This window comes from Kribbella steppae (genome assembly GCF_004342025.1).
Taxonomy (GTDB): Bacteria; Actinomycetota; Actinomycetes; order Propionibacteriales; family Kribbellaceae; genus Kribbella; species Kribbella steppae.
In genome coordinates, this window is record NZ_SLWN01000007.1 from 432,106 (window position 1) to 445,718 (window position 13,613).

General features: G+C 67.4%; 15 protein-coding genes. 4 read left to right on the forward strand and 11 right to left on the reverse strand.

The features are described from left to right. Nucleotides 1-49: 49 nt before the first annotated feature. Nucleotides 50-958, forward strand: coding sequence for a LysR family transcriptional regulator (locus tag EV652_RS22585; RefSeq protein ID WP_132211165.1), 909 nt, complete (start codon nt 50-52; stop codon nt 956-958). A gap of 139 nt (nt 959-1,097) precedes the next feature. Further along, nucleotides 1,098-3,023 carry a cellulase family glycosylhydrolase gene (locus EV652_RS44675; RefSeq protein WP_199238335.1) on the forward strand — a complete coding sequence of 642 codons (1,926 nt, stop codon included), beginning with the start codon at nt 1,098-1,100 and terminating at the stop codon, nt 3,021-3,023. 26 nt (nt 3,024-3,049) lie between these two features. Here EV652_RS44675 and EV652_RS22595 read toward each other — a convergent pair whose 3' ends face one another. Next, nucleotides 3,050-3,928 (reverse strand): helix-turn-helix transcriptional regulator, encoded by an 879-nt coding sequence (locus EV652_RS22595; RefSeq protein ID WP_132211313.1) that lies wholly within the window; start codon nt 3,926-3,928, stop codon nt 3,050-3,052. A 111-nt stretch (nt 3,929-4,039) separates the two neighbouring features. Between EV652_RS22595 and EV652_RS22600 the strand changes: the two genes are divergently transcribed. Further along, nucleotides 4,040-5,470 (forward strand): MFS transporter, encoded by a 1,431-nt coding sequence (locus EV652_RS22600; protein WP_132211166.1) that lies wholly within the window; start codon nt 4,040-4,042, stop codon nt 5,468-5,470. Nucleotides 5,471-5,519: 49 nt separating this feature from the next. Here the strand turns inward: EV652_RS22600 and EV652_RS22605 are convergent, their stop codons facing one another. The 3 genes from EV652_RS22605 to EV652_RS22615 are packed head-to-tail and all read right to left on the reverse strand — an operon-like array spanning nt 5,520 to nt 8,052. Beyond that, nucleotides 5,520-6,305: a pentapeptide repeat-containing protein gene (locus EV652_RS22605; RefSeq protein ID WP_132211167.1), complete on the reverse strand. Its 786-nt coding sequence runs from the start codon at nt 6,303-6,305 to the stop codon at nt 5,520-5,522. Then, a complete protein-coding gene (gene prfB, locus EV652_RS22610; RefSeq protein WP_132211168.1) occupies nt 6,289-7,410 on the reverse strand; it encodes a peptide chain release factor 2 in 1,122 nt (373 codons plus the stop codon). Before prfB ends, EV652_RS22605 begins: the two co-directional genes overlap by 17 nt. 18 nt (nt 7,411-7,428) lie before the next feature. Continuing rightward, nucleotides 7,429-8,052 carry a TetR/AcrR family transcriptional regulator gene (locus EV652_RS22615; protein WP_132211169.1) on the reverse strand — a complete coding sequence of 208 codons (624 nt, stop codon included), beginning with the start codon at nt 8,050-8,052 and terminating at the stop codon, nt 7,429-7,431. 70 nt (nt 8,053-8,122) lie between these two features. On the opposite strand from EV652_RS22615, the gene EV652_RS22620 reads away from it, so the two are divergent. Then, nucleotides 8,123-8,932 (forward strand): SDR family oxidoreductase, encoded by an 810-nt coding sequence (locus EV652_RS22620; protein ID WP_132211170.1) that lies wholly within the window; start codon nt 8,123-8,125, stop codon nt 8,930-8,932. Nucleotides 8,933-8,944: 12 nt separating this feature from the next. Here the strand turns inward: EV652_RS22620 and EV652_RS22625 are convergent, their stop codons facing one another. Genes EV652_RS22625 through EV652_RS22655 form a run of 7 tightly spaced genes read right to left on the reverse strand, consistent with a single transcriptional unit; the run spans nt 8,945 to nt 13,591 of the window. Further along, nucleotides 8,945-9,343 carry a pilus assembly protein TadG-related protein gene (locus tag EV652_RS22625; RefSeq protein ID WP_132211171.1) on the reverse strand — a complete coding sequence of 133 codons (399 nt, stop codon included), beginning with the start codon at nt 9,341-9,343 and terminating at the stop codon, nt 8,945-8,947. A gap of 59 nt (nt 9,344-9,402) precedes the next feature. Further along, nucleotides 9,403-9,870: a TadE/TadG family type IV pilus assembly protein gene (locus EV652_RS22630; RefSeq protein ID WP_242001928.1), complete on the reverse strand. Its 468-nt coding sequence runs from the start codon at nt 9,868-9,870 to the stop codon at nt 9,403-9,405. Next, nucleotides 9,867-10,304, reverse strand: coding sequence for a TadE/TadG family type IV pilus assembly protein (locus tag EV652_RS22635; RefSeq protein ID WP_132211172.1), 438 nt, complete (start codon nt 10,302-10,304; stop codon nt 9,867-9,869). The genes EV652_RS22630 and EV652_RS22635 overlap by 4 nt, the downstream gene beginning before the upstream one ends. Next, on the reverse strand, nt 10,304-10,501 hold the full coding sequence (locus EV652_RS22640; protein WP_132211173.1) for a hypothetical protein: 198 nt from the start codon (nt 10,499-10,501) through the stop codon (nt 10,304-10,306). Before EV652_RS22640 ends, EV652_RS22635 begins: the two co-directional genes overlap by 1 nt. A gap of 14 nt (nt 10,502-10,515) precedes the next feature. Beyond that, complete coding sequence (locus EV652_RS22645) at nt 10,516-11,454, reverse strand: type II secretion system F family protein (RefSeq protein WP_132211174.1); 939 nt, start codon at nt 11,452-11,454, stop codon at nt 10,516-10,518. Beyond that, nucleotides 11,451-12,311, reverse strand: a complete 861-nt coding sequence (locus EV652_RS22650) for a type II secretion system F family protein (RefSeq protein ID WP_132211175.1) — start codon at nt 12,309-12,311, stop codon at nt 11,451-11,453. The genes EV652_RS22645 and EV652_RS22650 overlap by 4 nt, the downstream gene beginning before the upstream one ends. Continuing rightward, nucleotides 12,311-13,591, reverse strand: coding sequence for a TadA family conjugal transfer-associated ATPase (locus EV652_RS22655; protein WP_132211176.1), 1,281 nt, complete (start codon nt 13,589-13,591; stop codon nt 12,311-12,313). The genes EV652_RS22650 and EV652_RS22655 overlap by 1 nt, the downstream gene beginning before the upstream one ends. Between the last annotated feature and the right edge of the window lie 22 nt (nt 13,592-13,613).

Consider the following 13,613-nt stretch of genomic DNA (forward strand, 5'->3'; position numbering starts at 1 on the left):
ACTTAAGGACCAGCACTGATTGCTACCGTCTTCGATGTAGGAGTGCTACATGATCGATCTCGGCCGGCTCCGCGCCCTGCACGCCGTCTCGCTCTACGGGTCGGTGAACCGCGCCGCCGAAGTGCTCGGCTACACGCCGTCGGCGGTGTCGCAGCAGCTGGCCAAGCTGGAGCGCGAGACCCGCACAGTCCTGGTCGAGCGGCGTGGGCGCGGGATCGTGCTGACCGACGCCGCGCAGCAGTTGGCAGCGACGGCATCCCGGGTCCTGGAGCTGGTCGAGGACGCCGAACTGACACTTGAGGAACAGCGCGGCCGAGCAATCGGGACCTTGGTGGTGGCCGCTTTCCCGACCGCGGCCCGAGGTCTGCTGCCGAGCGTGCTGTCGCGCCTGATCGACGAGAATCCTGGACTCGACGTCCGCGTCACCGAGATCGATCCGTTCGAAGCGGTTGCCGCGGTCAATCGTGGCGAGGTCCATGTCGCGGTCGTTCACGACTGGCACAACACACCGCTCAGCCTGCCCGAGGGACTGTCCCGGGTGAAGCTCGGCTCCGATCCGGCCGACGTCCTCGTCCCGGCGACACATCGCCTGGCCGGCAAGGAGTTCGTCCGCGCCGAGGACCTGGTCGGCGAACGCTGGATCTGCCAGCCGGCCGGCTCGATCTGTCACGAGTGGCTGATCCGGACCATGCGCCGGGCCGGTGTCGAGCCGGACGTCGCCTACTCGGTCGCCGAGTACCAGACCCAGCTGGCGATGCTTGCCCGAGGCATCGGCATCGGACTGCTACCCCGGCTGGGCCGTGGACCGGTTCCCGACGAGGTGGTCGTCGTACCGCTGCAGCCGGCGCCGAGTCGTCGCCTGTACGCCGTCTGGCGGACGACAACCGCACGCCGGCCGGCGATCGCCGTAACGCTGTCGACACTCAAGTCGGCCTGGTCGGATCGCGATACGGCATGATCGAGTGTGATCACATCACGCGACCGGTTGACAGCGTTCCGCACGGTCGCTAAGTTCCGATGAACTATTAGGAAACCTTCCTAACCATCACAGGCAGTCCCCAACTTCGTCCCCGCCCCGACGCAGTAGGAGGCAGTTCATGATCCGCTCCCTGGCGGCCGGCATTCTGCTGGCCGCGGCCACCCTCGTCCCCACCCAAGCATCCGCGGCCCCGGTCGTGCCGGATGCCACCGCCGCCGACACCCCGGTCTCGATCAACGGGCAGCTGCACGTCTGCGGCACCAAGCTCTGCAACCAGTACAACCAGCCGATCCAGCTACGCGGGATGAGTACGCACGGCATCCAGTGGTACTCCCAGTGCATCAAGACCGCCTCGCTCGACGCGCTGGCCACCGACTGGAACGCCGACATCCTGCGCATCTCGCTGTACGTGCAGGAAGGCGGCTACGAGACCGACCCGCGCAGGTTCACCGACATGGTGCACAACTACATCGAGGAGGCGACCCGGCGTGGCATGTACGCGCTGGTCGACTGGCACCAACTCGACCCCGGCGACCCGAACTACAACCTGTCCCGGGCCAAGACGTTCTTCACCGAGATCGCCGACCGGCACAAGGACAAGAACAACATCATCTACGACATCGCCAACGAGCCGAACAACGTCAGCTGGGCCGGCATCAAGTCGTACGCCGAGCAGATGGTGCCGGTGATCCGGGCCAAGGACCCCGACGGCGTCATCTTCGTCGGCACCCACGGCTGGGCCTCACTCGGCGTCTCCGACGGCCGGAGCGAATCCGACATCGTCAACGATCCGGTGAACGCGTCGAACCTGATGTACACGTTCCACTTCTACGCGGCCTCGCACAAACAGGAGTACCTCGACGCACTGTCGCGGGCCGCGGACAAGATCCCGCTGTTCGTCACCGAGTTCGGCACCCAGACCTACACCGGTGACGGCGGCAACGACTTCACCTGGTCGCAGAAGTACCTGGACTTCCTGGCCAGCAAGAAGATCGGTTGGACCAACTGGAACTTCTCCGACGACTTCCGCAGCGGCGCGGTCTTCAAGGAGAACATCTGCTCGGGCAACACCTTCACCGGTACGTCGGTCCTGAAGGAGGCCGGCATCTGGGTCCGCGACCGGATCCGCACCGCTGACGACTTCCCGACCGACGGTTCGGCTCCGGAGGCCACCATCAACGTCAGTACGGCGGCTCAACTGAAGTCGGCGCTGACGAGCGCCAAGCCCGGTGACACGATCAAGCTTGCCGACGGCACCTACACCGGCAACTTCAAGACCACGGTCTCCGGCACCTCGTCCGCACCGATCACGCTGACGGGTTCGGCGAACGCCGTACTGAAGTCCAGTGGCGGCTACGGCCTGCACCTCAACGGCTCGTCGTACTGGAACGTGCGCGGGGTCACCGTGACGGGTGGCCAGAAGGGCATGATGATCGACAGCGCCACGCGGGTCACGATCGACGGGGTCACCGTGCACGGACTCGCCATGGAGGGTGTGCACTTCCGCAACAGCAGCACGTACGGCGTGATCCGCAACTCGCGCATCTACGACACCGGCAACGACGCCCGCGGGATGGGCGAAGGGGTGTACGTCGGCAGTGCGGGCGGCACCTCGGACAAGTCGGACCACGTGCAGATCCTGGACAACCGGATCGGGCCGGACGTCGGCGGCGAGCCGATCGACCTGAAGGAGGGCACCACCGGCGGACGGGTGGCCGGGAACACCTTCGACGGCCGCGGACTCACCGGCGCGAACTACGACGACAGCTGGATCGATGTCAAAGGCAACAACTATGTGATCGAGAACAACACCGGGAAGAACACCACGAACAACGGGTTCGAGACGCACACCCAGCAGCCCGGCTGGGGCTGCGGGACGGTGTTCCGCGGGAACACCTCCGACCTGAACGGCGCGACCGGGAGTGGCCGGTACGCGTTCAACATCACCAACTACAACGCGTCCAGCTGCAAGGTCACCATCGACCGCAGCAACACCGTCACCGGCGGACGCGGACTGACCAACCCTGGGATCCCGGTCAGCTGAGCCGGAAAGGCTTCAGCTGACCGCCCTCAGCTGTTGACCCCGACGAGGGCACGGAGCTTCGCCTCCGTGTCCTCGTCGGCGGCTGTGTAGACGTTGGCGCGGAGATGGCCGAGCTGCGACAGCCACAAGATTGCGGGCTCGACCCGCAGCAGGCCGGCCTTCGGGTGCTCCAGCACCTTGATCCGGGTGCTCGGCTCAGCCACTTCGTACCGCTCCCAGAGCTCGGCGAACAGCGATGAACCGGCCAGCAGCCGCTGGGTCAGATCCTGCCACTCCGGCTCACCCAGATGATCCGCCAGCGCGGCCCGGTAGCCGGCGACCATGTGCACCCTCATCGACACGGAGTCGACGAAGCTGCACCGCCACTCCCTCGACACGAAGGTGAGCCACAGCATGTTGCGTTCCTCGACCGGGACCTCCCGCAGGTCCAGGACGACCTTGCAGTAGGCGTCGTTGAACGCCAGTACGTCGTAGCGCGAGTTGACAACCACCGCCGGGTACGGCGAGACGGCGTCGAGCATCTTCTGGATCGACGCGGGCAGGGCCGCGCACTCACCGCGCGTCGGGCCGAGCTGGACCCCGGCCAACGTGTACAGGTGGTTGCGCTCCTGACGGTCGAGCCGCAGCGTGTTCGAGACCGCCTCGAGCACCTGCACCGACACGTTGATGTCCCGCCCCTGCTCGAGCCACGTGTACCAGGTGACGCCCACACCGGCGAGCAGCGCGACCTCTTCGCGTCGCAGCCCTGGCGTCCGTCGCCGCCCGCCCGGCGCGAACCCGACCTCCTCCGGCCGAATCCGCTCCCGCCTGCTCCGCAGGAATACCCCGAGCTCCCGCCGCTGTACGTCCTTGACCACCTCTGTGACGGTGGGAGAAGTGTCGGTGGTGGGTGGGAGGGTGTTCATGGTGCTCACCGTCCTATGGTGGACCGGAGTAGAGACTGGTTCCAGGTGCTGTGAATACCAGGATAAGCAGACTCTCACTACCAGGCTCCGGACGGGCGCAGGATAGTTCGCATGACAGAGCTCCACGCCACTCAGGTCGCCGCCCGGCCACGCGCCACCGCGTCGCCGCTGGGACCGGTGGCACTCACGACCCTCCTCTTCGGCGCCTTCCTGCCGATGCTCTCCTTCTTCATCATCAACGTCGCCCTGCCCGCGATCGGCTCGGATCTGCACGCCAGCTCCGGCGAGCTCCAGCTCGTCGTCGGCAGCTACGGCATCGCCAACGCCACCCTGCTGGTGGTCGGCGGCCGGCTGGGCGACGGTTTCGGCCGCAAACGCCTGTTCCTGATCGGGCTGACCGGTTTCACCGTCATGTCCCTCATCTGCGCCATCGCCCCGACTATCGGCGTCCTGCTGGCCGCTCGCGTCGTACAGGGTGCAGCCGCGGCCGCCATGACCCCACAGGTGCTGGCATCCATCACCAGCCTGCTGACCGGCGAACACCGCGCTCGCGCGATGGCTATGTTCGGTGTGGCCGGTGGAGCCGCAGCAGCCCTCGGTCAGATCCTCGGTGGCGTACTGGTCGAGGCTGATGTCTTCGGGCTGGGCTGGCGTGCTGTGTTCCTCGTCAACGTCCCGGTGGGCGTTCTGGCCTTGGCTGCCGCGATCCGGCTGCTCCCAGAGACCAAAGCCAACCAGACACATCGAGTGGACCTCGTCGGCGCCGCGCTACTCGCCTTGACGCTCGTACTGCTGCTCCTGCCCCTCACAGAGGGCCGCCCACTCGGCTGGCCGCTCTGGACGTGGCTCTGCCTCGCCGCAACCATCCCAGCCGTTGCAGTGCTCGGCTTACACCAGCACCGCGCAGAGCAGTCTGGACAGGCACCACTGATCCCGCCGACGGTACTGCGACTCCGCGCAATGCGGATCGGTCTGCTGCTCGCGGTCGCGTTCTTCACCACCTTCGGCGGCTTTATGTTCGTGTTCGCCCTCGCGACGCAGGGCGAGGCGCACATGTCCCCACTGGAAGGCGGTCTGAGCCTGCTGCCGATGGCGGTCGGGTTCCTGATCACGTCCATCTACGGGCCACGGCTGCAGCAGCGGTACGGCGCCAGCCTGATCCTGCGCGGCTGGCTCGTCCAGGCGGTCGGGTACGCCGTACTCGCCGTCGTCGCCCTCACCCTGTGGCCGGACGTGAACCCCTGGAAGCTCGCAGTACCGATGCTGATCGCCGGGTTCGGCAGCGGCCTGGTCATGGTGCCACTCATGGGCGTCGTGGTCGGCCAGGTCCCGCCGGCTCAAGCCGGACTGGGCAGCGGCATCCTGCTCACCAGTCAGCAAACCTGCCTCGCACTGGGTGCCGCCACCGTCGGTACGGCGTACCTGGCGCTGGCAGGCACGTCATGGGGACAGGGCGGGGCACTAGCAGCGGTCGCACTGGCCATCACCGCCGTCTCACTGCTGATGACCCCAGTCACGCACCAACTCCGCTCACGCGCCTAGCCACCTCGTTGTGTCCGAAGAACTGCCCTCCGTTCTTCGGACACAACGGTTAGGGCCAGTGCGATGGGCGGGTGAAGGCTGGGGGCAGCTTGGTGGCACGGTTGCCGCGAGCGGCGTTGAGCTGGGCCTGGGTGAGGAAGAGAGCGCCAGTGAGGTCGGCGCCTTCCAGGTTGGCGTCGCGGAGGTCGGCGCCGATCAGGTCCGCCTGGCGGAGGTCAGCATCGCGGAGGTCCGCGCCGATCAGGTAGGCGCCGCGGAGGTTGGCCTTCTGCAGATCGGCACCGCGGAGGCGGGCCCCGATCAGGTCGGCGCCGCGGCGGTCCTTCTTCTTGGTCTGCTTGCCGCGGACGAGGTGGCTGGTCTTCAGCAGCAACTCGTTGACCACTGCCCGCTCCGCGACCACGTCGACCGTGGTCAGGTCCGCCGTACGACTGACCTGCTCGACCCGATCGGCCGCCGTACGGAGCTCGGCACGGATCGGCTGAGACGCCTTGTTTTCCAGGGCTTCCGCGAGGTACCACAACAGCTCGTGCAGCTGACGCAGGATCGGCAGCGCCTCGAACATCTGCTGCCCCGGCTGCTCGCGCCAACTCTGACCGGCCCGCCGCGAGATCTCCTGCCCGGCACCGAAGCAGTCGTACACCGTGCAGCCCTGGAAGCCCTTCGGCCGTAGCTTGCTGTGGATCGAGCAGCGGAAGGTGTCGTCGAGATTGGGGCACGGCTCGCCGGCGGCCTTGTCGATCGCGAAGTCCGCCGACTTACTGAACGTCAGCGCGACACAGCAGAGGCCGAAGCAGCTGCCGCAGTCCGCGCGGAGGTCAGTTCTGCTCAGCAACCGTGTGGCCGGTGCGGCGCCAGCGGATGCCGGCCTCGATGAAGTCGTCGATCTCACCGTCGAAGACGCCGGAGGTGTTGCCGGACTCGTACTGCGTGCGCAGGTCCTTCACCATCTGGTACGGGTGCAGCACGTAAGAACGCATCTGGTCGCCCCACGAGCCCTGGACGTCACCGCGCAGTGCGTCGATCTGGGCCCGCTCCTCGGCCTTCTTCAGCGCGAGCAGCTTCGCCTTCAGGATCACCATCGCGCTGGCCTTGTTCTGCAGCTGCGACTTCTCGTTCTGGCAGGACACCACGGTGCCGGTCGGGATGTGCGTGATCCGGACCGCGGAGTCGGTCGTGTTGACGCTCTGACCACCTGGGCCGGACGACCGGTACACGTCGATCCGCAGCTCTTCCTCGGGGACGTCGATCTCGTCGGTCTGCTCCAGCACCGGAACGACCTCGACCGCGGCGAACGACGTCTGCCGGCGGCCCTGGTTGTCGAACGGCGAGATCCGGACCAGCCGGTGCGTGCCCGACTCGACACTCAACGTCCCGTACGCGTACGGCGCCTTGACCCCGAACGTGGTCGACTTGAGCCCGGCCTCTTCGGCGTACGACGTGTCGTACACCTCGGTGCCGTACCCGTGCCGCTCGGCCCAGCGCAGGTACATCCGCTGCAGCATCTCGGCGAAGTCCGCGGCGTCGACACCACCGGCGCCGGAGCGGATCGTGACGAGTGCCTCACGTTCGTCGTACTCACCGGACAGCAGCGTGCGGACCTCGAGCGACTGGATCGCCTTGGCCAGCGAGGCGATCTCCTTCTCCGTCTCGGCCAGGGCGTCCGCGTCGTTCTCCTCGCGGGCGAGCTCGACCAGGACGCCGAGGTCGTCGATCCGGCTGCGCAACGCGGTCACCCGGTCCACATCGGCCTGCAGGCTGGACAGCCGCGACGTCACCTTCTGCGCGTTCGCCTGGTCGTCCCACAGGTCGGGCGCGGCGACCTGCTCGCCGAGGTCGGCGATCTCGGAGCGCAGGGCGTCGAGATCGAGCACCTTCTCGATCGAGGTCAGCGTCGCGTCGAGCTGCTTGAGCTCGGCGTCAAAATCCAGTCCAGCCACAACCAAGCAGACTACCCGCTAGTCGGTGGTTGCCGTTAACAAGCCGTGACGTAGAACGCCGAAGACCTGTGCGGTCGCGTGCTCCAACTCTCGCTGCACCTGCTGTAGCTGACCTGCCGTCGCGTTGTCGGGCAACAGTCGCATCAGCTCTTCTTCCAGCACCTTCTGGGCAGCCACGAACTGCGCGGCGATCAACCTGCTGGTCAGGTGGCTGGGATTCCGCTCCTCGAGCGCCTCGGTCAGCAACGTCTCCATCTCGGCGGCGTTCAACCGGCGACGCGCCAGCAGCGCCGGGCTGTCCTCGATGGTGCGGACGAACTGCTTCCAGGTGGCCAGGTGGCCGGCCTCCAGCCGCTCGCGGATCTCAGCCAGGTAGTGCGCCTCCAGTAGATCCACCGGATCCGCCCCGTCACTCGCCGCCCGGATCGCCCGCGCCGGGCCCTGCCACCACCCCTGCTCGTCGAAGAACAGGTCCTCCTTGGTCGGGAAGTGGTTGAACACCGTCTGTACGGCGACGTCCGCCGTGCGCGCCACCTCCGCGACCGTCACCGCGTCGAACCCACGCTCCAGGAACAGCGCGGTCGCCACGTCCGAGATCGCCTGCCGCGTCTGCTGCTTCTTCCGCTCCCGCCGGCCTTCCATTCGACAGATCGTAGAGCAGCTGCTTTACTTCATCCAATCTTGTAGTCACTACACTTTTGGAGCTAATCCAATGACGATTCTGGTCACCGGTGCCCGCGGCACGATCGCCCGCGCCGTCATCACCGCGCTCAGCGCCGCCGGCCACCCCGTCCGCATCGCGAGCCGCGAGCCATCCGCCGTACCCGATGCTGTTGTGTACGACCCCAGCGATCCCGGACCGGCGCTGCGCGACATCAGCCAGGTCTTCCTGTATGCCGATCCGTCCTCAGCGCCGGCGTTCGTCGCGGCAGCCGAGGCCGCCGGGGTGAAGCAGGTCGTACTGCTCTCCTCGTTGGCGTCGCACGCCGACAATCCCGGCGACCCGCACGCCGAGACCGAACGCATCATCGGCAGCGGCGCGTACGCCACGACCTTCCTCCAGCCGGGCACGTTCATGAGCAACGCGAGGTTCTGGTCGTACCAGGTCCGCGCGACCGGTCAGATCCGCCTGCCGTACCTCGACGCCGAGGAAGCACCGATCCACGAGCAGGACATCGCCGACGCCGCGCTCCGCGTCCTCCTCGACGGCCCCGGCAACGGCCACGACGGCCGCGCCTACGCCCTCACCGGCCCCGAATCGATGACGCGCCGGCGCCAGATCCAGCTCATCACCGACGTCACCGGCAACCCCATCCACGCGATCGACCTCACCCCCGACCAGGCCCGCATCGAACTGGCCGCCACCATGCGCAACCCGGCCCAACTCGAACACCTGATGTCCTACTGGGCCTCCCGCGTAGGCGTCCCCCACCCCATCGAGCCCACGGTAGAACTCCTCACCACCCACCCCGCCCGCCCCTTCACCACCTGGCTCAAGGACAACCCCACCGCCTTCGCCTAACCCGCGCGTGGGTCAGCGGATGGGGACGACAGCGGCGGCTTCGGAGGCGATGTCGGCGGAGCCTTGCCAGCCGGGCGGTTCGAACGGCAAGTCGACGGTCGAGGTCAGGCGTACGGTCACCGTCGTACCGGCGACGTCCGCCGACCAGTCCAGCCCGTCAAACCTGTTGCTAGCAGCAACTTGGTCCAGGTACTCCGCGGTCAGCCGGCGGGCCTCGTCCGGATCGATCTCCGCGGTGCCGTCTGCCGCTGGTTGCGCGTAGATCGCCGCCAGACCGTTCGCCGCCGCCAGTACGGCGCCATCGGCGGTCGCATCCAGATCTCGCCGTACCAAGAACACCTTCGAGATGTCCGTCACCACGACGATCATCAACAACACGATCGCCATGAACCCGATGATCAGAACAGTCATCTGTCCGCGCTCATCGGCTTCCCGCCGCCGCACAAACCTCCGGCAATCCGGCAGCGAGTTCATCCCGTGCCCTTGGCTTCGCGGTAATCGCCGTACGGCTCGGTGTGCGACGCGCTGATGTGCACAGCCGGAGGCTCACCGCCGAGTGCATCGGGGATGAGCGGCAGCCGCACGTCGGTGTTCAGCGTGACGGTGACGGTCGAGCCCGGCTCCAGACACGCGGGATTGCAACTGATGGACAACTGGTCGGAGCTGAGCTCCATCCCCTGGTCCTGCATCGACAGCCGCGCCGCCTCGAACGCTCGCGCGCGCGCCTCATCCTCCGACAGTCCGGCCGGCACGATGATGAACGCGCGCCCGGCCGCCCGGGTCGCCGCCGTCGCGCCGTACGACGCCCGCTGGACGTCGAACACCGCCAACATCACGTAGACCAACGGCACCATCAACAACAACGCCAACCAGGAGAACTCGACCACTGCGCTCCCCCGCTCACCCCGCCGGAACCGCGGCCGAAAGATCCAGCTCACTCGCCGGTCTCCTTTACCGCATGGCCCTCGATGCTGAAGTCGATACCGGGTCCCCACAGACCGAGCGGGGGCATGTGCGCCTTCACGACGACCCGTACACCCGGCTGGCCGGCAACGTCGGTTTCCTCAGCCACCACCGAGTCGATCAACTGGTCGTTCACCACCCCGTCGACCAGCTCCCGCGTCCGCGCCTCACCATCCGCCGGCTCCCGGTTCAGCACCGCCGCATAATGCGCCCCCTCCGACGCCGCAGCCACGATGGTGTTCCGCACGTACAGGTACAACCCGACCTGCAAGATCCCCAGAAACAAAGGCACCACAAGCATCGAAACCAGCACAAAGTCCACCACTGCGGATCCACGCTCGTCCCGCACAGCAGCGACTCTGGGCACGGCGCGGCCACCCGTTGGCGAACGACGGCGGGCAAGCTGCATTACTTGTTGGTGACTGAGTTCAGAGCTTCTTGGAGCATTCTCGACAGTTGTGGGCCGGCGATGGCCCAGATGCCGACGACCAGGCCGGCAGTCATCACGGTGATGAGTACCCAGCCGGGGACGTCGCCGCGCTCCTTTCGTGCGGGGCGTGGCGCCAGGACCAGCGCCACGAACAGTTTCGTCAGCAGTAACGGCATGACCTCTCCTCAGTTCATCCGGCGATCAACCGGATTCCGACAGCGCCTGGATAGAAGGCGAAAGCGATGGTCACCGGCAGCACGAGGAACACCACCGGGATCATCATGGCGACTTCCCGGCGCGCGCCGGACTCGATCAACTCACGCCGCCCGGCCTCACGAATGTCACCCGCTTGAGCCCGCAGTACGTCGGCCAGCGGGGTACCGCGTTCGAGTGCGACCGCCAGTCCGTCCGCGAACCGCGACAACGCCAGCAGACCGGTCCGGTCCGCCAGCCCGTCGAGCGCGCGGACGAGCGTCTCACCCGCGCGGGTCTCGCCCAGCACCCGCTTCAGTTCCTCGGCGAGCTCTCCTCGACACGACCGAGCCACCCGATCGAGCGCCGCGGCCGGTCCCTCGCCGGCCGCGACCGACAAGGCCAGCAACTCCGCGACGGTCGGCAACTCCGCGAGCAGTCTTCGCTCGCGACGTCGTACCTGCGTGGTCAGATAGGTGTCGCGGGCAAGCACTCCGAGTACGCCGAGCAGGCCGCAGAACAGCAGCATGCCGACCGGGTTCCCGACGCCGAAGGACAACGCGACGATCGAGACCACAAGTGCGAACCCGAAGCAGGCCGTTCCCCACAGCAACTGCTCGATCCGGAACTCTTCGACCGTTCGCTCGATCCCGGCACGTGACAACCGGCGGCGGATCGAACCAGCACCGCCGAGCAACCGCTCCAACCGCGTCGCACCCGCCCGCAGCGACGGCCCGAACAGCCGCACGATCGCGTAGAACGGCGAGTTGGAGTCGACCACACCAAGAAACACATCCGCGCCACCGAGATCCCGCAGGTACGGCGCAACCCGGTCATCAACCGACGGCCGCCGCAAGAACGGCAACCGGCGAACCACCAACAACAGCCCAGCCCCGAACACCCCACCAAGCACGGCACCCAACACCACAGGACTCATCGCAGCACCCGCTCGGGTTCGGGGAGGCGGCCGATGCGGAGCATCAGGCGGTAGGCGATGACGCAGACGATGGCGCCGATGGCGATGATGAGGGCGCCCATCGGGGAGTTGTAGCGCTGGATGACGTCGCCTTGGAAGGACAGCAGGGCGAGGACGAGCCAGGGGGCGGCGACGGCGACGCGGGCGCCGTTGACGGACCAGGACTGGCGGGACTCGAGCTCGGATCTGGTCCGGCCGTCGTCGCGCAGGAACGTCGACAGCGAACGGAGCAACCGGCCGAGATCCCCACCACCGACCTCGCGCGCGATCCGCAACGCCTCGACGACCCGGTCGCCGACGGGGTCCGCGAGCCGTGCCTTCAACCGGTCCAGCGACTCCGCGAACCGCCCGGTCGACGCATAGTCCGCACCGAACCGGCGGAACGGCTCGCGCAACGGCAACGGACCGCGCTCACCCACCTGAGCCAACGCCTCCGACAACGACAATCCGGCGCGCACGGCCGACGCGATGTTGTCCACCACGTCCGGCCACAACTCACGGAACTCCGCGAGCCGCTTCCGGGCCCGGCTCCGCAACAGTGCAACCGGCATCCCACCGGCCATCAGCCCGAACACCGCACCGACCGGCCAAGCACCCGACACCACGAACATCAGCACGAACCCGACCACACCCGTGATCACACAGACCCCGATGAACGCACCCGGCGTCACACCCTCGACTCCCGCGCTCGCGAGCAGGTCGCGGCTGCGTGAGACCAACCGCCCATCACCGGCCGACCGCTCCTCGGCGGGCGTGACGAACGTCCAGATGATCAGCAGTACGCCGATCCCGAAGAACAGTCCCAGCAGCAGCCCCATCAGCTCCCCCCTCGCGGCAACTCGGTGAGCAGACCCGCCACGGAGTACCCGGCCTGCTGGAACCGCTCCGGATGCGGCAGGTGCCCCTCGGCCCGTCGCAGCTGCCCGTCGTACGTGCCGAACACGGTCTCGGTCTCGATCGCGTGCTCCTCGATCCGCCCGCTCACCGCGACGATCTCCCGCACCCGCCGCTGCCCGTCGGCCCCGATGCCGAGGTGTACGACGAGATCCACACACCCGGCCACGGTCGGCAGCACGAAGCGGGAGCCGATGTTCTCCCCCGCAAGAAGTGGCAACGTGCACATCTTCGTCAGCGCCTCACGCGCCGAGTTCGCGTGGATCGTGCACATGCCGGGAAGCCCACTGTTCAACGCCAGCAGGAGATCCAGGCACTCCTCGCCGCGCACCTCACCGACGATCACTCGCGACGGCCGCATCCGCAGCGACTCCTTGACCAGGTCGCGCAGGCGGACCTCGCCAGTGCCCTCCAGACCGGCCTGCCGGGTCTGCATCGACACCCAATCGGGAATCGGCAGCTTGATCTCGAAAACCTCTTCACAGCTGATCACGCGCTCGCTGCCCGGGATCGACCCGGCCAACGCGTTCAGCATCGTGGTCTTGCCGGCCTGCGTCCCGCCGGAGACCAGGACGTTCAGCCCGACCGCGACAGCGGCATCCAGGACCGCGGCCGCGTGCGGTGTCAGCGATCCGAGCGCGACGAGATCGCTCAACCGGGTCGCGCGCACGGTGAATTTCCTGATGTTGATCGCGGCATGGCGTTGAGTGATGCCGCCCAGCACGATGTGCACCCGGCTGCCGTCCGGCAGGCGCGCATCCGTGAACGGCTGCGACACATCGATCCGCCGGCCGGTCGTCTTCAGCATCCGCTCGACCAGATCGCTGACCTCCTCCTCGATCAGCACGGTCGTGGTCAGCTCGTGCCGGCCGTCGCGGGCGATGAACACCCGGCTCGGCTCGTTGATCCAGATCTCCTCGACCGCCGGGTCATCGAGGTATCGCTGCAGCGGCCCGAATCCGGCGACCCGGTCGTGCACCTCCCGGCTGACCGCCTCGAGATCGCCGATCGGCGGCACCACACCGGTCAGACTGCGTTCGTCGTACTCCCGGACGACCGTGGCGACGATCGCGTTGACTGCGGCCGGGTCACGGAGTGGATCGATGCCTTCCCGGCGTACGACGTCGCGGACCTGGGCATCGATCAGTTCGACGGCACCACCGTCCCAGCCGGACCGGCGCGCGGCGAGTCTGTCGGCTGTCATCGGTCTCCCCGTGTATGTCCCG